Origin of the sequence: Candidatus Phaeomarinobacter ectocarpi, assembly GCF_000689395.1 — a bacterium.
Lineage (GTDB): Bacteria > Pseudomonadota > Alphaproteobacteria > CGMCC-115125 > CGMCC-115125 > Pyruvatibacter > Pyruvatibacter ectocarpi.
Genome location: NZ_HG966617.1, coordinates 908,854 through 929,244, shown reverse-complemented (window position 1 = coordinate 929,244; position 20,391 = coordinate 908,854). Strand labels below are relative to the sequence as shown.

Annotated in this window: 17 protein-coding genes; 5 read left to right on the top strand and 12 right to left on the bottom strand. The window is 57.6% G+C overall.

Annotated elements, in window-relative coordinates; translation table 11 throughout:
• Nucleotides 1–5: 5 nt before the first annotated feature.
• Nucleotides 6–758, bottom strand: a complete 753-nt coding sequence (locus BN1012_RS04415) for a LemA family protein (RefSeq protein WP_244442947.1) — start codon at nt 756–758, stop codon at nt 6–8.
• Here BN1012_RS04415 and BN1012_RS04410 point away from each other — a divergent pair.
• The gene (locus BN1012_RS04410) at nt 751–1,530 is read left to right on the top strand and encodes a fumarylacetoacetate hydrolase family protein (RefSeq protein WP_244442946.1); all 780 of its coding nucleotides are present in this window, start codon (nt 751–753) and stop codon (nt 1,528–1,530) included. The two genes, BN1012_RS04415 and BN1012_RS04410, sit on opposite strands and share 8 nt — an antisense overlap.
• A gap of 12 nt (nt 1,531–1,542) precedes the next feature.
• On the opposite strand, the gene BN1012_RS04405 is transcribed toward BN1012_RS04410, so the two are convergent.
• The 8 genes from BN1012_RS04405 to ccmI form a co-directional block, all read right to left on the bottom strand.
• Nucleotides 1,543–2,958 (bottom strand): sensor histidine kinase, encoded by a 1,416-nt coding sequence (locus BN1012_RS04405; RefSeq protein WP_043948686.1) that lies wholly within the window; start codon nt 2,956–2,958, stop codon nt 1,543–1,545.
• Nucleotides 2,945–3,661 (bottom strand): response regulator transcription factor, encoded by a 717-nt coding sequence (locus BN1012_RS04400; RefSeq protein ID WP_275450962.1) that lies wholly within the window; start codon nt 3,659–3,661, stop codon nt 2,945–2,947. The genes BN1012_RS04405 and BN1012_RS04400 overlap by 14 nt, the downstream gene beginning before the upstream one ends.
• A gap of 309 nt (nt 3,662–3,970) precedes the next feature.
• Nucleotides 3,971–5,215 carry a bifunctional alpha/beta hydrolase/OsmC family protein gene (locus tag BN1012_RS04395; RefSeq protein WP_043950632.1) on the bottom strand — a complete coding sequence of 415 codons (1,245 nt, stop codon included), beginning with the start codon at nt 5,213–5,215 and terminating at the stop codon, nt 3,971–3,973.
• Nucleotides 5,216–5,257: 42 nt separating this feature from the next.
• Nucleotides 5,258–5,764, bottom strand: coding sequence for a cytochrome c-type biogenesis protein (locus BN1012_RS04390; RefSeq protein ID WP_043948684.1), 507 nt, complete (start codon nt 5,762–5,764; stop codon nt 5,258–5,260).
• The gene (locus BN1012_RS04385) at nt 5,761–7,767 is read right to left on the bottom strand and encodes a heme lyase CcmF/NrfE family subunit (protein WP_043948683.1); all 2,007 of its coding nucleotides are present in this window, start codon (nt 7,765–7,767) and stop codon (nt 5,761–5,763) included. The genes BN1012_RS04390 and BN1012_RS04385 overlap by 4 nt, the downstream gene beginning before the upstream one ends.
• Nucleotides 7,764–8,222: a cytochrome c maturation protein CcmE gene (gene ccmE / locus BN1012_RS04380; protein ID WP_043948682.1), complete on the bottom strand. Its 459-nt coding sequence runs from the start codon at nt 8,220–8,222 to the stop codon at nt 7,764–7,766. The genes BN1012_RS04385 and ccmE overlap by 4 nt, the downstream gene beginning before the upstream one ends.
• A gap of 100 nt (nt 8,223–8,322) precedes the next feature.
• On the bottom strand, nt 8,323–9,258 hold the full coding sequence (locus BN1012_RS04375; protein ID WP_052534556.1) for a peptidoglycan-binding protein: 936 nt from the start codon (nt 9,256–9,258) through the stop codon (nt 8,323–8,325).
• Between the two features lie 110 nt (nt 9,259–9,368).
• Nucleotides 9,369–10,502: a c-type cytochrome biogenesis protein CcmI gene (gene ccmI, locus BN1012_RS04370; RefSeq protein ID WP_043948681.1), complete on the bottom strand. Its 1,134-nt coding sequence runs from the start codon at nt 10,500–10,502 to the stop codon at nt 9,369–9,371.
• A 180-nt stretch (nt 10,503–10,682) separates the two neighbouring features.
• Between ccmI and BN1012_RS04365 the strand changes: the two genes are divergently transcribed.
• Nucleotides 10,683–12,839 carry an acylase gene (locus BN1012_RS04365; RefSeq protein WP_043948680.1) on the top strand — a complete coding sequence of 719 codons (2,157 nt, stop codon included), beginning with the start codon at nt 10,683–10,685 and terminating at the stop codon, nt 12,837–12,839.
• Between the two features lie 20 nt (nt 12,840–12,859).
• On the opposite strand, the gene BN1012_RS04360 is transcribed toward BN1012_RS04365, so the two are convergent.
• Entirely contained in the window at nt 12,860–14,254 is a 1,395-nt protein-coding gene (locus tag BN1012_RS04360; protein ID WP_081826211.1) for a CoA transferase, read from the bottom strand.
• Nucleotides 14,255–14,410: 156 nt separating this feature from the next.
• Between BN1012_RS04360 and BN1012_RS04355 the strand changes: the two genes are divergently transcribed.
• Nucleotides 14,411–15,625 carry a CaiB/BaiF CoA transferase family protein gene (locus BN1012_RS04355; RefSeq protein WP_043948679.1) on the top strand — a complete coding sequence of 405 codons (1,215 nt, stop codon included), beginning with the start codon at nt 14,411–14,413 and terminating at the stop codon, nt 15,623–15,625.
• A 15-nt stretch (nt 15,626–15,640) separates the two neighbouring features.
• Nucleotides 15,641–16,696 (top strand): D-cysteine desulfhydrase family protein, encoded by a 1,056-nt coding sequence (locus BN1012_RS04350; protein WP_043948678.1) that lies wholly within the window; start codon nt 15,641–15,643, stop codon nt 16,694–16,696.
• 14 nt (nt 16,697–16,710) lie between these two features.
• On the opposite strand, the gene BN1012_RS04345 is transcribed toward BN1012_RS04350, so the two are convergent.
• The gene (locus BN1012_RS04345) at nt 16,711–18,135 is read right to left on the bottom strand and encodes a hypothetical protein (RefSeq protein WP_043948677.1); all 1,425 of its coding nucleotides are present in this window, start codon (nt 18,133–18,135) and stop codon (nt 16,711–16,713) included.
• A gap of 238 nt (nt 18,136–18,373) precedes the next feature.
• Here BN1012_RS04345 and BN1012_RS04340 point away from each other — a divergent pair, with 238 nt between their 5' ends.
• Entirely contained in the window at nt 18,374–19,750 is a 1,377-nt protein-coding gene (locus BN1012_RS04340; protein WP_063958483.1) for a YhjD/YihY/BrkB family envelope integrity protein, read from the top strand.
• Nucleotides 19,751–19,880: 130 nt separating this feature from the next.
• On the opposite strand, the gene BN1012_RS04335 is transcribed toward BN1012_RS04340, so the two are convergent.
• Complete coding sequence (locus BN1012_RS04335) at nt 19,881–20,351, bottom strand: glycine zipper 2TM domain-containing protein (RefSeq protein ID WP_043948676.1); 471 nt, start codon at nt 20,349–20,351, stop codon at nt 19,881–19,883.
• Nucleotides 20,352–20,391: the final 40 nt, after the last annotated feature.

Sequence of the window (20,391 nt, the reverse complement as noted above, 5' to 3'; positions counted from 1 at the left end):
TGCCGCTATTTCAGAAAGTCAGACGCGTCCACCGGAGCACGTGCGGCTTCCTCAATTTCATAGAATGGCATTTGTTGTACACCCGCCATGTTGGCGATGAGACTACCTGGAAAAATCTGAACTGAATTGTTCAAATCTGTCACCGCGGCATTGTAGAAACGCCGCGCTGCGGAGATATGTCCTTCTACCTCGGAATAGGTTTCCTGAGCATTGACCATGGTCTCTGCTGAGCGCAGCTCGGGATATGCTTCAGCCGTAGCAAAAAACCGCATCATGCCGGATTGGAGATGTCGCTCCGCTTCAATATGATTTTTGACTGCTGCAGGGTCAGATTTGTCGTAATCGGACATTGCATTGGCGCGCAGCTCCGTCACTTCTGTGAGCAATTCCTTTTCATGCTCCATGAAGCGCTGGGCGATCTTGAGAACATTTGGGATAAGGTCATGACGTTTGCGCAGCTGTACGTCGATAGATGACAAGGCTTCCAACGCCCGATTGCGCCGCCCAATGAGTGTGACGTACCAAACATAGCCGCCTATCAGCACGACAGCGATCAGGCCAAGCAGGATTTCCATCGAGATTTCCTTGTGAACAAACGAATGCAGAAATAGCCGACCCATAGTATGCACAACCAGGGGTCGGATTTGAAAGGACATAACAATGCGGATTGCATCGCTGATACACAACGGACGCCAAAGCCTTGGGGTTGTTGATGATAGGGGTGTGCGTCCGATTCCAGATTCTGCAGATATGCCCAAGGACCTGATGGCCGTATTGCCTGAGTCTGAGGTCCTACTGGAGCGGATTTCCAAGTCTGTCGCGGACGTTCCTCCGCTGCCGCTTGACGACGCAACCTTTCTGGCACCCATTCCGGTGCCGGGGAAAATTCTTGCGATCGGCCTCAACTACCGGGCCCATGTTGAGGAGACAGGGCGTGAGGTGTCGCCGCATCAAATCTGGTTCAATAAACAACGCACCTGTATTGCGGGCCCAAATGACGTTATCGACAAGCCCGTCGCATCCGACATGGTGGACTATGAGGGTGAGTTGGTGGTGGTCATTGGCAAGCGATGTCGGCATGTCCCGGCAGAGCGGGCTCACGAGGTCATTGCCGGATACATGGTGGGAAACGATGTGTCAGTGCGTGACTGGCAACGGCGTACACCGACCATGCAGATGGGAAAAAGTTTCGACACACATGGGCCAATCGGACCTTGGATGGTCACCGCTGACGAGATTGAGGACCCTCAAAACTTGACGATCAAGGCCTCGGTCAATGGGGAAGAGCGTCAAAGCTCCAATACATCGTCGATGATCCATTCAATTCGGGAACAGATTGAGCACCTGACCACCGCCTTTACACTGGAACCGGGTGACCTGATTTTCACCGGCACACCTGAGGGTGTGGGAGCGGCAATGGACCCGCCACAGTTTCTAAAAGATGGCGACGTGGTTCGAATAGAAATCGGCGATGTGGGCACAATCGAGAACCGTGTGGCAAACGAAGTTGCGAAGACCACTATCGGCTAGTTTCACGGAGCCCTATTCAGCTGCCATTTCGCTGGGGCGGCGACGGGCACGTCTGGCGAGCGAGATAACAACCCGCAGGCCGGGCTGATTGTCTTCAAGCCGCAGGTCACCGCCATGCAGGCGCGTCACGGCACTTACAAGGCTCAGACCAAGACCACTACCAGGCGTATTGCGACTCTGCTCAAGGCGCACAAACCTTCCAAGCACGCGCTCCCGGTCATCAATCCCGACACCTGGACCATTGTCAGCCACGGTAACCTCAGCGCCCAGCATGCCGCGGCTCTTGACCGAGAGCTGAACCGCTGAGCCGCCCGCTGCACCGCCTGCATGTTTGATTGCGTTGTCCAGCAAGTTGGCGATTGCCTGAGCCAACAACTCCCGGTGGCCGCGATATTCAAGCTCCGGCTCGATATCCAGGGTCAGGGAGAGGCCCGCTTCGTCCGCTACCGGCTCATAGAGCTCAGCTGCATCCTGAGCCAGGGCACTCAAATCGACCCAAGCCATGCCATCTCTCGCCGCACCCGCTTCGGCGCGGGCGATCAACAGGAGCGCGTTGAAAGTGCCCAGAAGTTCGTCTGCTTCAAAAATGGACCGCTCAAGTGCTTCGGTGTACTCTTCCTGGGTTGCCGGTTTCATCAAGGTAACCTCCAGGCGGTTACGCAGACGATTGAGCGGACTTCTAAGGTCATGGGCAATATTGTCTGTCACCTGACGCATGCCGGACATCAAACGCTCGATTTGGTCGAGCATGTCGTTGAGGTTTTCCGCAAGCTGATCAATTTCGTCGCCGGCACCCGAGACGGGAATGCGCCGTGAGAGCTCACCACCCATAATGTCCTTGGCAGTGCGATTGATGTCATCAATTCGCGCCACAACGTTGCGGCTGATGATTGCGCCACCGACAATGCCAAGCACGATCATGGCGGCCACGGCCCACGCAAGAGCATTGGTTATTTGCGCTTCAAGGCGGCGACGTTCTTCAATGTCCTGGCCGACCAGCAGACGCATATCATCTGGAAGCCGGGTCGCGATTGCCTGCGCTTCGTGTGTTTCAATCTCGCCTTCGACCGTGCGGCGACCATAGTCAAAGCTTATCCACCCGCCATCACCTGGTTGGGCGTCCGGCCATACATCCAAGTTGCCACCTAGCTTTTCGCCATTCGTGTCCTCCAGCAGATAGAGGTTCTGCCGGGGATCACGTGCCTTGGTAATCACAGCGAGGACCAGACCAGCACGGCCGCTTTCATCAAGCTGGGTGACAAGTGCAGTTGTTTCCGCCTGCACTGTTGCCTCGGTCTGGCGGGCCAGGAACCCGGCAGTGTTCCAATACAGGTATCCGAGCAAGGCGCTGGCGGACGCCAGAAACAGGGCGAGATAAACCAGCGCCAGCCGGAAAGTTGTCGTGGAAAGGAGCTTATTCTGGGGCACGCAACGTATAGCCCGCGCCACGCACCGTATGGAGCAGTGGCGTCTCAAAGTTCTTGTCGATCTTGGCTCGCAAGCGCGACACATGAACGTCGATCACATTGGTCTGCGGATCGAAATGATACTCCCAGACATTTTCAAGCAACATCGTTCGGGTAACAACCTGTCCGGCGTGCTTCATGAGGTACTCCAGCAGGCGGAACTCTCGCGGCTGCAGATCAATATCGGTGCCATCGCGTGTCACCTTGCGCGACAGAAGATCCATTTCGAGACCTCCGACCCGCATACGTGTTTGCTGCGCTTCACCTGGGCTGGCACGCCGAACAAGCACCTCGATGCGAGCAAGGAGTTCAGCGAAGGCGAACGGCTTTGTCAGATAGTCGTCACCGCCGGCGCGCAGGCCGCTGACGCGATCTTCTACTTCACCCAGCGCGCTGAGGAATAAGACCGGCGTCGTGCGGCCTTCGTCGCGCAGAGAAGAAACCACCGACAATCCATCCTGCTTGGGCAGCATGCGGTCTATGACCAGCACATCAAATTGGCCGGACATGGCGAGGTTCAACCCATCGTCGCCGTCCGCAGCGTGATCGACCACATGGCCGCTTTCGCGCAGACCCTTGACGATGTAGGCGGCTGCCTCGACGTCATCTTCCACAACAAGGACGCGCACGTCTTCTCCTACGGTTTGAAGTGTTTGCTGCTGCATCGCTTCGACCTCCAGCTTACGCCGGGCAGCGGCGTGCCGCTACCAGCGGTTACCGGGGCTGTGCTGCCAACTAAGCAGCGCGATTTGGAGAGAAAAAGGCCGCACCGGCGCACTCGTGGGGGAACACGAAACAACGTGGCGCCGGTGCGGCGACTTGAACGACCCTGTGTGATGGAATTTGAAAAGGGCCGCCTCCAATTTGCTGCGCCGAATCAAATGACCCAACACAGCATCCCGGAATACTTAAGAGTTTCGGCTCCCCAGCCTTACAGCCCGCTTGCGGCCACATGACATTTTGGTAATGAAGCGTCACGTTCCGGTTTGGGTTGTGCGGACCACAAGCTTGTTTTCCAGGGTGCGATGGACGGGGCACTTATCCGCTATCTCCATCAGTTTGCTGCGCTGCTCATCATCCAAAGTTCCGGATACTTCGATTTCCCGATTCATGACATCAACCTGACCCTGCGTATTGCCATCTGTGGCAGCACATTCCTCACAGTCATCAACATGAATGCGGTCATGGCCTACACGGACAACTACGCGTTCCATGGGAATTGATTTCCGGTCCGCATAAAGCCGCATGGTCATGGCTGTGCATGCACCAAGTGCAGCGTTCAGATATTGATATGGCGTCGGTCCGGTATCCAACCCGCCATAGCTTTCCGGCTCGTCGGCAAGCTGAATATGATCACCTGCTAGGACCTGCGCCTGAAACTTGCCGTTGCGGGTTTCTACAACTGTGACGCGTTCGGGATCCGGCTTTACGAGTGCCTTCTCGTCCACAGCCTCTTCACCCAGGTACCGGGTGGCCCATGAAGACAGAACGTCAGCGACGTAGGTGGCATCAGCGCGACGGGAGAGAAGATGATCGGCATCATCCAGCGAAACAAAGCTCTTTGGGTGCTTCGCTGCCAAAAAAATCTTCTCAGCATTTTCTATGCCCACGGTCGCATCTCGCGGACCATGAAATACGATGAGTGCTTTCTTCAGGCTGGCGATGCGCGGTGAAATTTCCTGGCTGCGAATGTCGTCCAAAAAGGCTTTTCGAATGCGGAACGGTCGGCCGGCAAGCTCTACCTCCGCTTCACCGTCCGCTTCGATATCATCGATCTTGGCGCCGAAATTCTCTGCAACATGGGCCGCGTCCGCCGGGGCTCCAATAGTTGCAACGGCCTTCGCTTCCGGCACATCACCTGCGGCGGCAAGTACGGCGGCTCCGCCAAGACTATGGCCGATCAGAATGGACGGCGCCTTGTGGGTATCACGCAGATAATTTGCGGCGTGAACCAGGTCAGCCACGTTGGATGAAAAATCGGTGTTGGCAAAGTCACCGTCAGAATGGCCCAGGCCCGTAAAATCAAAGCGCAGGACTGCAATACCGTGATCACACAGCCGGGACGCAATGCGGGTCGCGGCAAAAATGTCTTTGGAGCAGGTAAAGCAATGGGCAAAAAGCGCATATGCCCGCGGTTGACCCTTGGGCATCTCAAGCCGGCCAGCCAGCTTCTCGCCAAGGCTACCTGTGAATTCGATGCGTTGTATCTGCTTGGCCATGGTGCCCCATTCTTTGACTTGTTGGGGCACTGACGGTTGCTGTCAGTCGGATTTGCCCAAAATCTGACCAACCCGCAGGCGCTCTTCTTCGCTTAATGGAGTGCCCTCTTCCGCCAAGCTGTCAGCGCTGCGGCTCATAAAGTAACGAACCGCAAGCCCCCCGGCCAATAACAAGACGATGAACGGCCCAAACCAGAGCAAATAGGTGTGTGGGGCCACGCGGGGCCGCAGCAGCACATATTCGCCATATCGATCCACCACGTAGTCCATCACCTCTTCGTCGGTGTCGCCCTGAACCAGACGGTCGCGAACCAAGATGCGCAGGTCCTTTGCCAAAGGTGCATTGGAATCGTCGATAGACTGGTTCTGGCACACCATGCAGCGCAGGTCAGCGCTCAACGCGCGGGCCCTTGATTCCAAGGCTGGGTCGCTGAGAACTTCGCTCGGCTCATAAGCCTGCCCTGGTGCAGTCGCAACGGCCATGACCACTGCAAGGCCGAGAAGGCCAGCCTTGAGCACCTGGACCAGCCACGCAGCGCACATACTCATGCGGCCGCCTCGCCGGCTGCTGGGGGAGTATTCTCTTTCCTGCGAGCGGGCGCACCGACGCGCAGCCGCCTGTCAGACAGAGATACGACGCTGCCCAGCACCATGATGATGCAGCCTACCCATACCAGCGGCTGAAGCGGATTGTGATAGGCGCGAACAATCCACTGCGTTTGGCCTGGTGCGGCGCCGGGTTGCGGATCGCCAAGCACCACATACACATCATCAAGGATGGTCGTGCGGATAGCAGCTTCGGTTGTTGGCATCTTCGCGACCGGGTAGAAGCGTTTTTCCGGTGTGAGCTGACCCACAGCAGTGCCATCACGGTTGACAGTGAAGATGCCGCGATCTGCTTCGTAGTTGGGCCCGGGTGCAGGAGTAACGCCTTCAAAGGTCAGCTCATAGGGGCCGATCTCAAGCGTCTGGCCTGCTTGCATCAGCACCACGCGTTCCTGCGCACCTGCTGTAACACCCACCACGCCGAAAACGAGTACGCCGACACCTGCGTGGGCGATTGCCGTGCCCCATGCAGAACGCGGCAAGCCTTTGAGACGATTCATGCTTTGGCCAAACGGAATTTTGCCGAGCTTCACACGTTCGGCAATTTCAACGCCCGCTCCGACAACCAACCAAGTCGCAATGGCCAAACCGACAGCGGCCAAAATCGGCGCGCCCTCGACCACAAAGAGTGCGATGAGCCCCACAACAAGGGCGGCTACGGCAGCAGCATAGAGCCGTTGCGCTGTCGCGAGGGCGTCTGCGCGTTTCCACGCCAGCATTGGGCCGAATGGCACCAACAGCAGCAAGGGAAGGATGATGGGAATGAACGTGCCATTGAAGAATGGCGGCCCGACCGAGATTTTTTCGCCGGTCACCCCTTCAAGGACGAGCGGGTACAGAGTGCCGATGAGCACAGCGGCCGTTGACGCGGTGAGCAACAAATTGTTGATCACCAGCGCGGACTCACGGCTCACAGGCGCAAAAAGCCCGCCAAGTTTGAGGCTTGGGGCCCGCCATGCGTAGAGCGCCAAAGCCCCGCCAATGAAGAAGATCAGTATGGCCAGTATGAAAAGGCCACGTTCAGGATCAACAGCAAAAGCATGCACAGACGTGAGCACGCCGGAGCGCACGAGGAATGTACCCAACAAGGACAGCGAGAATGCCAGAATGGCCAGCAACACAGTCCAAGACTTCAATGCACCGCGTCGTTCGACAACGATTGCGGAATGGAGCAAGGCCGTTGCTGCCAGCCAAGGCATGAGTGATGCGTTTTCAACCGGATCCCAGAACCAGTATCCGCCCCAACCCAACTCGTAATACGCCCACCAGCTACCAAGTGCGATGCCGACAGTCAGTGATGCCCACGCGGCCAGCGCCCATGGACGCACCCAGCGGGCCCATGCGGCGTCAACGCGACCTTCGATGAGAGCCGCCGCAGCAAATGAGAAGGCTACCGACAACCCCACATAGCCGCCGTAAAGAAACGGCGGATGAAAAGCGAGGCCCGGGTCCTGAAGGAGCGGGTTGAGGTCCGTGCCGTTTATCGGCGTGGGTGACAGACGCACGAAGGGATTAGACGCCAGCACCACGAACAGGCTGAACACCGCGCCAATGAGCCCCTGTACGCCCAGAACCCGTGCCTTCAGCGAGTCTGGAAGATTTGCGCCGAAATTGGCCACGCTGGCACCGAAGATTGCCAGGATCAGAACCCACAGCAGCATCGACCCTTCATGGTTCCCCCAAACACCAGTAACCTTGTAGAGCATCGGTTTGGCTGAGTGGCTGTTCTCATAGACATTGATGACGGAAAAGTCCGACGTCACGAATGCATAGGTCAGCGCAGCAAAAGACACGATCAGCAAGATCACCTGAAGGCTTGCTGCCCGCGATGCCATCACCATCAATCGCGCGTCTGCCAACGCCGGCCCATATAAACCAAGGCCGGTTTGTACAACCGCGACAGCCAGGGCAAGAACCAGCGCAAAATGCCCGATTTCAGGAATCATTCGGTTGTTTCCTTCCACTGGCCTGATGCCTTCAATGCATCAGCGACCTCAGGAGGCATGTAGTTTTCATCGTGTTTGGCAAGCACCCGGGACGCTTCAAACCGTCCTGTCACCTCGAACTCACCCTCAGCCACAATGCCCTGCCCCTCTCTAAACAGATCCGGCAATATGCCGCCATATGCGACTTGAATACTGTTTTGGGTGTCCGTCACGGAGAAGATGGTTGAAGCCCCCTCTTTGCTGACGCTTCCCTCGACCACCAGTCCGCCGATGCGGGCATACTCACCCACCGGCATACCTTTTTCGGCCACGTCTGTGGGGCTGTAGAAAAAGACCACCGTATCCTCAAGCGCACTAAGCGCAAGAATCACGGCGGCGCCGAGAACAAGTAAAGACACGCCAATAAAGGCGGCGCGGTAGGACTTGCGGGTGCGTGGTTTTCTGGTGCGGGTCATTTGACGATCAATATACCGCCCCACTGTCCATCCGCCCAACGGTCAAAAGATCGCATAGTCAAAATGGGGATTTGATCTTCAGCGTCAGGGGTGTGTGCGATCAGGCCAGATCCAGCGCTGACAGCGTCGCGGGACCGGCAATGCCATCAGCAACAAGGCCAACTTCGTCCTGGAACTGGGTGACGCAACGCTTCGTGCCCTCATCAAATACACCATCAATGTTGATGGCCCAGCCACGCTCGGCGAGCGCACGTTCAAGCGCCTCAACGTCCGACCCGGTCATCGTTGGCATGGTCAGCCGTAGTGTCCGCTGTTGCGTATCTTCGGCAGTGACGCGCACAGGTGGCGCGCCGAGGACGTGTTGGTTGATCTCTTGCCCGCGCACTGAAAACGGGAGCGCAAGGGACCAATTGTTGCTGTCCATCAGGGAGGAAAATGCATCCATCCGGTAGACAGTACGCCTCAACAAATGGTTGGAGTGTCCGGCCAGCCACGCGCGTCGCTCAGCAATGTAACGATGCACCCAGCCGCGCTGACCGATGGTATCAGGCCGCCCGTGCCGCTCGTTGACGCGGTCTCGGATACGTATCCATGACCCATGCACCTTTCCATCATAGACCACAGCAAGTGCTAAAGGATCACCGATGCCCAGGTTGCCCGCGGCAACCTCCGCCGGTGTCCAATATAGACGATCAAAGAAGGCATCCTGGACGTCCTGCATGACCGGGTCGGCACCACCTTGCATCAGGAGTGAGCGAAACTCGAAATCGTGATCCAAAGTCAGGTCGATGTCTTCAAGCCGTCTCAGGAATCCAGATAGCTGACTGGACAGGGCCGCATTTGCAGCATCGCAATACGCCTTTATGAGCAGATGCAGGTTGCCCGAGCCAAGCGTAGTCTGCGCCCGGCCATAGGTGAGATGGCCGCTATCACCAGGCAACAGCGTGACCATGGCATAGTCACCGCCGGGTGTTCCTGTCTCAAAAACATTGATGATGGCCTGAGCGGCCCGTTTTTGAAGAAATGTGAGGGGCATGGTGGATCCTGTTGGCTCGTTGCGCGGAAACTAACGCGGTCTTCGACACACAACTCAGGATATCACGCCGTCCAGCTAGCGGGGATAACCGACTTTTTTTGGCAGGAGGGTTATTCCGGCGATGCACCTTCCACGCCTGTCAGCTCGATCCCCAGCTCGCGTGCCGCTGAGATGAGCCGCGCCGCGGCAGCTGTGTCGGGTGCCAGATTTTCCAATGCCCGTTTCAGCACATCCTGGGCGGCATCGGTTTCACCTAGCACCATGCGCGCGCGCATGAGCTGACGCCATTCAGCTTCACTTCCCCCATTGGCGGCAAGTCGCTCGTCGAGCCCGTCAACCATACCGCGGATTGCTGCAGCTCTGTCTTCGTCAGGAATTGAGGCTATGGCTTCTTCTGCGGAAGGTTCGCCTTGCTCCGCATCAAGAGCAGCCAGACTCTGGGTGACCATTCGGGCCCAGGGCAAATCCGGGTCAGCATTTGCCTGAAGCTCCTGCCAGATTGCGCGTGCTGTGTCTCTGTCGCCTTCCTGCAGAGCAGCAAGCCCCAGGAAGTAATTTGATTGAGCGTGAGCAGCATCCAAGGACACCGCGCGCGCAAAGACGGCTGCAGCCCTGTCACCGACCAGGCCTTCGTCAGCAAAGACCAGAGACTCACCCAGATCTGCCAAGCGCTCAGCTGTCGCACCATCAAGATCAATCAACCGGCCATAGGCGGTTGCGGCATCTTCAAATCGACCCATGCGCCCGTAAATTGGCGCAACCACGCGCCAGCCGTCAGCGTCGCCAGGATTGGCGCGCAAGTGTTCTTCAACACGCGCCACGAGTTCATCAAGGCTCTGTTCTTCAGGTGCCTTGGAAATGCGTTCAGCGAAAGGTTGCGACGGCAGTCCAGGGGCACCGGAGTAAAGATAAAGAGGCACTGCAAGGAAGGGCATCGCCACGACCAGGATCACCGCAAACTGAGACCCAGCTCTGGTTTGAGAATTGCTTTCTGCGGAGCGCGCCGCATCCGCCATGAGCAAGCGCCGGGAAATTTCCGTCCGGGCGGCCTTGGCCTCAGCTTCGCCTATCATGCCGCGCTCCAGATCGCGGTCGATCTCTTCCAACTGGTCACGATAGACGGCGACGTCGCTGTCAGCACGGCCGCGCAAAGCTCTGCTGCGACGCAGCGGCACGAGAACGAGATAGGCGCATGCCAACACCAGGATGGCTGCAAAAATCCAGAAAATGACGGGTCCGGTCATAGGGTCCAAGTCACTGATTGGGGCAGGCGACCAGGATGGTCGCCAATCACTGAGGAAATACTCTAAGGTGATGTATCATCCAACAGACGCTATCGCCACGGGCGCTAACGTCGCGGCCTGCACGAGAAGACGCAGGCCCTCCTCACCCGCGATCCTATCTCAACAAAGAGAAATCCTGCTATGTCCCGCTTGCGCCTTGCCGGTCTTGTACTTGTCCTTTTGTTCGTTGTGGGTATCGCGGCGCTCTTTGCCTTTGGCCTGCGTGTCAATTTCGGGGCTGCGGAGCCGGACTATGAGGCACTGGCCGCTCCCGCAAGCAACTATGACGTAGAGATCATTCGCGACAAATTTGGCGTCCCTCACATCTATGGCCAACGTGACGCGGATGTTGTTTTCGGTCTCGCTTATGCTCAGGCGGAAGATGACTGGGCGACGATGCAGGAAATCGTGGTGGCCGCACGCGGTAACCTGGCCCAGCAACGCGGTGCCGATGCGGCCGTGACAGACTATCTGGTTCACCTGCTGCGCGTGTGGCCAACAACCAACGCAGGATACCCCGACCTCCCACAGAACATTCGCGAGATTGCAGAAGCCTATGCCCACGGCACCAACCTTTGGGCTTCGGAACATCCCGATGAGGTTTGGGACGGTGTTCTGCCTGTTACGGGAGAGGATGTGATTGCCGGCTTCGTTTTCAAAACGCCGTTCTTTTATGGACTTGATGGCGTGTTCAAGGAGTTGTTTGAGGAGACGCGTTCAAAGGAAATTTCACTTGGGCCGGACAACGCCTTTCTGTGGACAGAAACACCAAAATACCCAATCGGCTCCAATGCCATTGCCGTTGCACCATCGCGCTCAACCGACGGGCACACCCGCCTGTTGATCAACTCGCACCAGCCTTTCGCTGGGCCTGTCGCCTGGTACGAGGCGCGCCTCAAGTCTGAGGAAGGCCTGGACATCGCCGGCGGTGTGTTCCCCGGAGCGCCGGTCATTCTACACGGGCATAACCGCAATCTCGGCTGGGCCAACACCGTCAACAAGCCCGACCTCGCGGACGTGTACGTGCTGGACGTGAACCCGGACAACCCCAATCAATATCGGCTTGATGGAGAATGGCGCGACATGGAGGCGTCCGTCGCCACAATCAAAGTGAAACTGTTCGGACCCCTTGAGTGGCATGCACAGCGGGACGTGAAATACTCAGAACACGGACCGGTTCTGGAAACAGAGCATGGGGTTTATGCAGTTCGCTATGCGGGCATGGGAGAAACCCGGCAACTGGTTCAGTACCATTCGCTTAACCGGGCAAATAATCTGGAGGAATGGCTGGATGCCATGCGCCTGCAGGCTCTGCCAAGCATCAATTATGTGTATGGAGATAAGGATGGGAACATCGCTTACATCTACAACGCTCAGATGCCCAAGCGGATTGATGGATGGGATTGGCAAAAATATCTGCCCGGTGACCGATCTGAGCTGATCTGGAGCGAGTACCACGATTTTGATGCCTTGCCGCAGTTAATCAATCCGCCAAGCGGTTTTGTGTTCAATGCGAACAACACGCCATTTGAAGCTACCGATGACGCCGACGACCTGCGCCCGGAAAGCTTTCCGGTCACCATGGGTATCGAGACACAGATGACCAATCGCGGTTACCGCGGCCTGGAATTGCTGCGGCCGGACACACAGATTTCCGCAGAAGAATTCAAAGACTACAAGTTCGACAAGACTTATTCGAAGGACAGTGAGCTCGCGAAGCTCATTGAGGTGTGGCTGGCGGAAGACTTTTCCGGTGAGCCGGATATGGAAGCAGCACAAAAACTCCTGGCGGACTTCGACATGAGTGCGGATATGAACGACAGGAATGCGGCTGTGGCGGTGCTCGCCGGTGAACCAGTGGTCTGGGCGCAAATTCAAGGCACGCCCATGCCAGATACCATCCAGTCGCTTCGCGATACTGTGGCCCATCTCATGGAACACTGGGGTCGTCTCGACGTCCCGTGGGGCGAGGTCAATCGCATCCGGCGCGGGGATATTGATTTGCCGCTTGGAGGCGGGCCGGATCTCCTGCGCGCTGTATACGCACGCCTGCCCCAGGACGATGGGCGGCTGGTCGCACAGGGCGGTGACACGATGATTTACATTGCAGACTGGGCCCCTGACGGATCGCTTAAGAGCGAGAGCATTCACCAGTTCGGGTCGGCAACGCTTGACGAAACAAGCCCGCATTACGCCGACCAGACCCCACTCTACGCGACGGAGCAATTCCGCGAGATACCTTGGGATCGGGAGGCGCTGGAAGCAGAGGCGACACGGACCTACAAGCCGGGGCAGTAGCTGTTGGGATTAAGCCCTGCCTATCGCCATGCCGGGTTACTGCTGCCCATTGGTGACGGAGGCAACTCCCAGAAGGGTGGCGTGTGACTGAGCATGTCTGCTGGCCGCAAGAATTGCATCTCACCGAACGGCGTGTCGCGCGTATCCCTCATGTCGCCCAAGTCTTCTTCGGTAATTGGCACGGCCTTGCGATGGTCAACTGCACCCAAATCCATCATCCACATCGCCGTGCGCGACAGTGAAACGCGGACATGCCAACTGCCGCCTTCGCGCTGCTGGCGGCGTAGGGCGGCCAGTGCGCCAAATGCCGCCAGATACCCGGTTGTGTAGTCTGTTGCGGCGGCTGGAAACAATGTTGGGTCCTCTCCGGACGCCACAGTCTCATCCGAGTGCAGGCGCGCCATGCCGGATGCACTCTGAGCCAGTTGTTCCCATCCCGCGCGAGATGACATCGGGCCATCATGGCCGTAGCAACTGACAGACACATAGATGATGCCGGGGCGCAGTTCGGCAAGATGCAGCGGGCCAAGACCATGCCGCTCAAATGCGCCGGGGCGGTATCCCTGTACAAAGATGCTTGCTTTCCCGGCCAGGTCCTTGAGTGTCTCGGCATCTTCCTTGATGCCAAAGTCCAGTGTCGCAAACCGTTTGCCGTGACCCGTGTCCATAACAAACGGTTCGATCGTTGGCAGATGAGCAGCGCCCAGTCTCAGTACATCCGCTCCATGGGACGCCAGGGTTCGACCACAGGTGGGGCCTGCCAACACTCGGGTTAAATCGAGGACACGCAGCTTTTCCAACGGGCGCTGCGGTGAGGGAGGTAGCTCCTGAGCAGGTGCGTCACCGATGCGCACCAGGTCCACCAATGGTGCGGCAGCAAGAAGTTGGCCTTGCTGATGGTCTGCCCACTCAGTGCGCGTGCGGACGGCTGCCCCACACAGATTCATGTAGGCGAGCGCGTCCTCCAGCGCCACCGCGTCCCACTTGCTGACCGCGTCAGCTACCGAGGTCTCATCGTTCTCACAGTCAAGCAATCGTAGAATGCCATCGCGCAGATGTGGGAAGCCGCCATGGAGATGAATGTACCGACCACATCCAGCGCGGTAGATGCCGATGGTCGGATTGGCCATTGATGGTGGCAACACCATGTTTCCACCAACACGCATATGCAGGAAACCCAGAAGAGACGCTGCAGCCGCTCGCGTGCTTACAGTTACGGACTGACGGGGCAATCCACGGTCAGCGCCAACTTCCTGTGCCATGGCTGATGCTGCACCAAGCGCGCCAGCGGCGGCATCCGCGGCTCGTATGCAGGATGGATAAACCGGATCTTCGCCGGCAAAATTTACAGACAGGGGCTGACCAGCCACTTCACCTGCATGGCGCATCACCTGCCGAAATGCATCACCTGCCACTGATGGTCTCTCCTGGAAAACACAGCCCAACGTGAAGCAGATGCGTCTGCCCGACTCGCCCGCTATGTTACCTTTATCCGAGCCGTAGCAAACTACATCGACTCGGGGTTTTGCTAGACCAGAAAGAATACGGCTCCAATCAGGGATTTGGAAACTATGGCGAACTCATCTACAGGGCCGCTCGACGGCGTGCGTGTTCTCGATTTTGGGCGCTATATTGCCGGCCCCTTCTGCGCAACACTCCTTGCAGACCTTGGCGCAGATGTCATTCGCGTTGAGCGCCGTGAGGGAAGCGAAGACAGATATGTGCAGCCTATCGTTCCCGGTGCCGCCCCTGGCGAAGGTGGCGAAGGGTCAATGTTCCTGCAGATGAACCGCAACAAAAAGAGCATTACACTCGACCCCATGCATGCGGATGGGCAGGAGATTGTCGCGCGGTTGGTGAAGACGGCTGATGTTGTGGTCGCCAATCTCCCACCGTCCACCCTCCAGAAAATGGGGCTGGATCTCCCATCGCTTCAGGCACATCGTGAGGACATTATCCTGACTACGGTGTCCGGTTTTGGCCGAGGCGGCCCGGACAGCGAGAAGACAGGCTTTGATGGTGTGTTTCAGGCCATGTCCGGTGCTGCGCATCTTTCCGGCTTTGGCGATGCACCTGTCAAAAGCTACGCGGCGTGGGTGGATTTCGGCACCGCCTCTTTTGCTGCATTGGGCACCATGGCGGCCTTGATGGACCGAGGGAAAACCGGTCGCGGGCAGATGGTGGAAGGGGCTCTCCTTGGCACCGCCCTCACCTACTTCAACTTTCATCTCATTGAGCAAAAGCTGGGTGGCACCGACCGAGTCGCAAGTGGCAATCGCAGTCAGTATGCGGGTCCGGCTGACGCAATCGAAACCAGTGACGGCTGGATTTTTGTGCAGGTCATCGGTGACCCGCTCTTCAAGCGATGGGCGAAACTGATGGGTGAAGATACCTGGCTGACCGACCCGCGCTTCAAGGACGACATCTCTCGAGGCAATAACGGCACTGTGCTGAGTGAGCGCACTGCGGCATGGGCCAAAGACCTGTCTACGCAGGAAGCGCTGGCGGCCCTTGAGGCAGCCCGTATCCCGGCAGGGCCTGTCTTGAAGCCCGCAGACGTTTTGGAAAACGAACATGTCAATGAAGTCGGTTTCTTTGAAGATGTCGATTTTCCCGGGATGCCGGGCACGGCCCCCGTCGTCGGCTTTCCGGTGCGGATGTCGGACAGCACAGTTGGCATTCGCAAGCGTCCGCCCCTGTTAGGGGAGCATACCGAGGAGGTTCTGCTGTCTCTTGGCTATAGTTCTGGCGACATTGAAACGCTCCGCACGGCAGGCGCGATCTAGGAGGGGCAGGCAATAATGACTGATCATTTCGATACCATCGATCGCCTGGACCTTGTGGGTCCGCCAACAGCCCTGCAGGAAATGCCGCGCCTTAGAGCTGCACTCGAGTCGATGGGTGTGGAGTGCCCTCGCTTGCTGGTGAAGCGTGAAGACCTTACGCAAACGGCCGGCGGCGGCAACAAGGTCCGCAAGCTTGAGTATCTTCTGGCAGATGCAAAGGCCAAGGGTGCGGACACGATCATCACAGCCGGGGCATTACAATCTAACCATGTGCGGCAAACAGCCGGTGCCTGCGCGAAACTGGGACTGGAATGTGTAGGTCTCTTGTTCAAAACCGTGCCCAATGAAGCGGCTGCCTATGAACAGTCTGGCAACGTGCTTCTTGATGGCATTTTCGGAGCACAAATACGGACCTACCCGGCAACGGCCAATGGACGTCAGGTACTTGATGAGGTGCTCACTGAAATGAATGCGGCGGGAAAAACGCCGTACATTGTGCCGGTTGGTGGCTCAAATGAAATCGGTTGCCTCGCATATGTTCGTGTTGTTCGCGAGATGCTGGATCAGGTGGGTCCCGACATGTCTATCGACCACATCATTGTTGCCAACGGCTCCGCCGGCACACATGCGGGACTGGCTGCGGGCACGGCATTGTTCGCACCAGGCACCAAGGTCCGAGGAATTTCTGTTCTCAATTCGGACGCTGACAAGGTGCGCGAAACGACGGCCGCTCTCGCAAGTGCAACCGTCGCGCTGGCGTCTCCGGAAAAAGCGGTGTCCATTTCAGCTACCGACATTGTGCTGCATGACGGATTTCTGGGTGAAGGCTATGGCATGCCAACGCCTGAGATGGCCGCAGCTGTGCGGCTCGTTGCGCGCACAGAAGGCTTGCTGCTTGACCCGGTTTATAGCGGCAAAGCCATGGCGGGACTGATTGGCTTGATTCAAACAGGTGCGTTCTCACGCGATGAGACAGTCGTCTTCATCGCGACCGGCGGGTCACCGGGACTTTTTGCCTACATCGAAAGTTTCAATGGAGCTCTGGCTGAAATTGAGGCCACATCAACCTGATAGAGGCAAATGCCTCAGGCAATGGCTGAGTCTTTTGCCAGCATGCCGCGTTTGCGCAACAAAGATGCCTCTTCGGCGGAGCGGAATATTTCCACCAGGCTTGCAACAGCGTCCAGATAGGTTTCGCCGCGGTCTCGTAGAGCGGCGTCTTCGCTGCGCAGTTCGTCCAGGATCGTACGCTCGTAATCGTCGAGATATTTGTCTATCTCCGTCACAGCCGCATTGAGCGCTCCGACAAACGAGCCTGCCTGAGCGTATTTGCGGGCACCTTCCAGGAACCTGACGGTCTTGATGCCGCGTTCGAGCGCGAGCGGGTCGACTTCCTTCGATAAATCGGGCCGGCTGGGTCCACCACGTCCAAAGCGGCCAGTAGATCGCATAGGCAATGCCTTGATTACCCGCGTGGGTGCGCGGTCAATCCGTTCCCGGATGATTTCTGACACTGCTCCGCGCGCACTCATAAGGCGCGTGGCCCATGCACCGTCGCGCCGCACTCCGATTTCTTCCGTGATGCCGCGTGATATCTGGGTGAATAGCTTCAACTTCTCCAGCACGCCCTTGGGATCTTCAGCGGGGTCTACATTCTCCAGGCAATCCACAGCCTCTTCCATATCAAGCAGCAAAAGTTCCCCAACAATGGAGATGTCCGTGCGGCTGATAAGGACGTCTGTATTGGTATGGGCGACACCTTTCACGATGCGGAACATCTGCCATGGCTTTGCGATATGACGCATGGCAATGAGAGCTGCATAGGGTGCCGCATCTGGTTGTGCCGCGGCCAGTTCGTCAAACAGGTCACGGACTTGATGCGTGAGCTCAGGCGTCAGCTCCGCAATGTTTTTCGGCATCCCGCGCTTGAACTCAGACAGGCGAGGGGCGACCGCAAGAAGCAGTGCCATTTCCCGGGCGTCTTCAAGCACTTCTTCGCCGCCAAGGCGTTCAATCAAGAGGCGCTTTTTCTTGCTGCCGGGGCTAGCCTCGTCCAAGCCGTCACGAATTGCTTCTGCGCATGTCGCGTGAAGCACTTCGGTTGCCGCAGCGAGGCCGTCTGCGTCTTTTGCAAGCGTATGATCAACAATCCGTTGGGAAATGTCTTCCAGAGCATCCGGCAGGCGGTCTTCTGCCAACCAGCTCCAGACCGGCATGATGGACGTTCGCGCCACCCGACCGCGGTGCTTTGGACCGGAACGACGATTGACCAGCAACTCTTCAAAGGGCCAGCAGAGATGACGGACAGGAGTGGGCGCACCACCGCGCTTCTTCTTTTCGTCGTCTTCCGCCTGCAATCGCGGACGCAAGGCACCAAGAATCAAGTCGTGGGGCAAATTACCCCCAGCGAGCTTGTCTCGTTCCAGAGCAACAATAAGCTTTTCCGTATCGGCGCTGTTGAGCGTCGACAGAACCTGCTTTAGCTGCCTTATGGTGCGGCTTTCGGCCAAGCTGCGCTGTTCCTCTAAGCCCCTGAAATGAGCTTGGTTAAATGGGTTTCGCTCAATTGAGCGCTCTTACGGTCTCGTAGTACACGTCTATGCTTAACAAGCGCTTTCCATGGGCTGCGGATTTACGTTCCGTTAACCCACGGCAGACACGCCCTTAAGAGAGATACGTGTTATCTTGTGACCTCATTTGACGGTCGGGCTTTTCGCCGTCATACGGGCAAGCAACGAAGGCAAGAGAATGACACCAGGACAACTTCTTGATCGAGGTCGTCATTTTATCTGGGACGCCCAACTGGACTCCGCTCCCTGGTGGAAGCGCCAGATGCAGAACCTGTTGCGAATTGGCGGTGTGCTGATCCGGGATTTCTCGGTTGGAACGCTCAACCTCCATGCCATGAGCCTCGTTTACACAACACTCCTGGCACTCATTCCCGCACTCGCAATTGTGTTTTCGGTGCTGAAGGGATTTGGTGTTGATCGAGAGCTTGAAGTTTTTCTCACGGATTTCCTGGCGCCTTTGGGTGCGCAGGGCGTGGAAATACGGGACACAATTCTCGAGTTCGTCGCTCAGGTGAATATCGGACTGTTGGGGTCAGTCGGTATCGCGGTCCTGATCTATACCGGTGTGTCATTGCTCCAAAAAGTCGAAGCCGCTCTCAATGAGATCTGGCAGGTCCGCCGTCTGCGCCCCCTCGCGCGACGTTTTTCCGACCTGGTAAGCATGTTGCTGGTCGGACCGGTTCTGCTTGTTGTCGCCATGGGACTTATGGCCAGCGTCGCCGGCACAGCCGCCATCAGCGAGATTGGCGGGGACCCCGTCAGGGTTTTGCTGGCTGAGATTTCACGCATTGTTCCATACGTACTGGTCGTCTTTGTTTTTATGGTCATCTACATGGTGCTGCCAAACACCAAGGTGAACCTCACCTCGGCCTTCATTGGCGCGCTGGTGGCTGGCATCGCGTGGAACGTGGCGGGCTGGGCGTTTGCTTCTTTCGTTGTTACGTCCGCCAGATACGCCGTTATTTATTCGGCCTTCGCATCCCTGATTGTTTTCATGTTCTGGATGTATGTGGGCTGGCTCATCCTGCTGGCTGGCGCCGGCATTGCGTTCTACCATCAGAACCCCGCCTATCTGACACGCAGTGCCATCTATCGCCTGTCCATTGAGTCACGCGAACGCCTTGCGCTGGACATCGGCCACCTTGTCGCGTCGTCATTTGAACGTGGCGAGAAGCCTTGGACCGCGCAACGGATCGCCCGGATGATGCGGCTTCCACTGCCGCCCGTCGAACGCGTCATTGCGTTTTTGATGAACGATGGCCTGCTTATTGAAACCAGCAGCGAGTCGCCAGGTCTTGTACCGGGCCGGCCGATTGACCGGATCACCGTTGACGAATGGCTGACTGTTGTGCGCCGTGGTGCGGAGGGGCATGCGCAACTGGAACTGCGCCAGGGTGCTGACGTCATAGAAGACGATGACAAGCTGACACCGCTCGTCCAACGTCTGGAAGACGCAAGAGCGCAGGCGTTGGAGGGGATTACCCTTCGCGACCTGGTGTCGACACGGCAGTTGGAAAAGACCATCGAAGCCGACAAAATTGCATCCGTTGGCTAGCCAAGCGCACCGATCACAAGTTCACCGATCACAAGTGGAATGGCCAAAAGAAAACGGGGAAGATGTTTCCATCTTCCCCGTCTAACTTGCCGATTGTCTGTACGCGGTTACTGACGCGCGCGTGGGTGCCCTAAATAGTGCGCCAGCTTCCATCAGGCATTCGGCAGGCCGTTGCTACATCACGGTACGGGCCTTGCGGTCCGTAAAATGTGCTTTCAATCTGTTTGCATTGACGGCCGCCATTGTAGTGAGCGGGGCCGGACTGAAACTGGCCGTGGTGGCCTGAACGTGGGTTTCGCCACTGAACGGGGCCCTGGCTGTAGATCGAGTCCGAATAGGCGCGTTCTGCATAAAGTGCATCTGCACGGTCGAGGCTCTGACCAGCCGACCCGCCAACCGCTGCGCCCAGAAGTGTGCCGACGCCTGTAGCGATCAGCTGACCGTTGCCGGAGCCGAACTGTGAACCGAGCAAGCCGCCGGCCACACCACCAATCACGGCACCACCGACTGTCTTGGGACCATATCCATAGCCACCACCGGTCTGGCAGGCGCCAAGCGCCAATGCCGCTGCAAAAACTGCTGCAATCTTGAGACTTCGCATGTCGTATCGCCTTCCCGTCTGGTTCGGCGCCTCTTGAGCG

Bases quoted from the DNA above. Each gene is read 5' to 3' on its own strand.
- BN1012_RS04410 (WP_244442946.1), top strand. From the start codon at position 751: ATGCCCAAGGACCTGATGGCCGTATTGCCTGAGTCTGAGGTCCTACTG.
- BN1012_RS04400 (WP_275450962.1), bottom strand. From the start codon at position 3,661: ATGCAGCAGCAAACACTTCAAACCGTAGGAGAAGACGTGCGCGTCCTT.
- BN1012_RS04395 (WP_043950632.1), bottom strand. From the start codon at position 5,215: ATGGCCAAGCAGATACAACGCATCGAATTCACAGGTAGCCTTGGCGAG.
- BN1012_RS04390 (WP_043948684.1), bottom strand. From the start codon at position 5,764: ATGAGTATGTGCGCTGCGTGGCTGGTCCAGGTGCTCAAGGCTGGCCTT.
- BN1012_RS04385 (WP_043948683.1), bottom strand. From the start codon at position 7,767: ATGATTCCTGAAATCGGGCATTTTGCGCTGGTTCTTGCCCTGGCTGTC.
- ccmE (WP_043948682.1), bottom strand. From the start codon at position 8,222: ATGACCCGCACCAGAAAACCACGCACCCGCAAGTCCTACCGCGCCGCC.
- BN1012_RS04375 (WP_052534556.1), bottom strand. From the start codon at position 9,258: ATGCCCCTCACATTTCTTCAAAAACGGGCCGCTCAGGCCATCATCAAT.
- ccmI (WP_043948681.1), bottom strand. From the start codon at position 10,502: ATGACCGGACCCGTCATTTTCTGGATTTTTGCAGCCATCCTGGTGTTG.
- BN1012_RS04365 (WP_043948680.1), top strand. From the start codon at position 10,683: ATGTCCCGCTTGCGCCTTGCCGGTCTTGTACTTGTCCTTTTGTTCGTT.
- BN1012_RS04355 (WP_043948679.1), top strand. From the start codon at position 14,411: ATGGCGAACTCATCTACAGGGCCGCTCGACGGCGTGCGTGTTCTCGAT.
- BN1012_RS04350 (WP_043948678.1), top strand. From the start codon at position 15,641: ATGACTGATCATTTCGATACCATCGATCGCCTGGACCTTGTGGGTCCG.
- BN1012_RS04340 (WP_063958483.1), top strand. From the start codon at position 18,374: ATGACACCAGGACAACTTCTTGATCGAGGTCGTCATTTTATCTGGGAC.
- BN1012_RS04335 (WP_043948676.1), bottom strand. From the start codon at position 20,351: ATGCGAAGTCTCAAGATTGCAGCAGTTTTTGCAGCGGCATTGGCGCTT.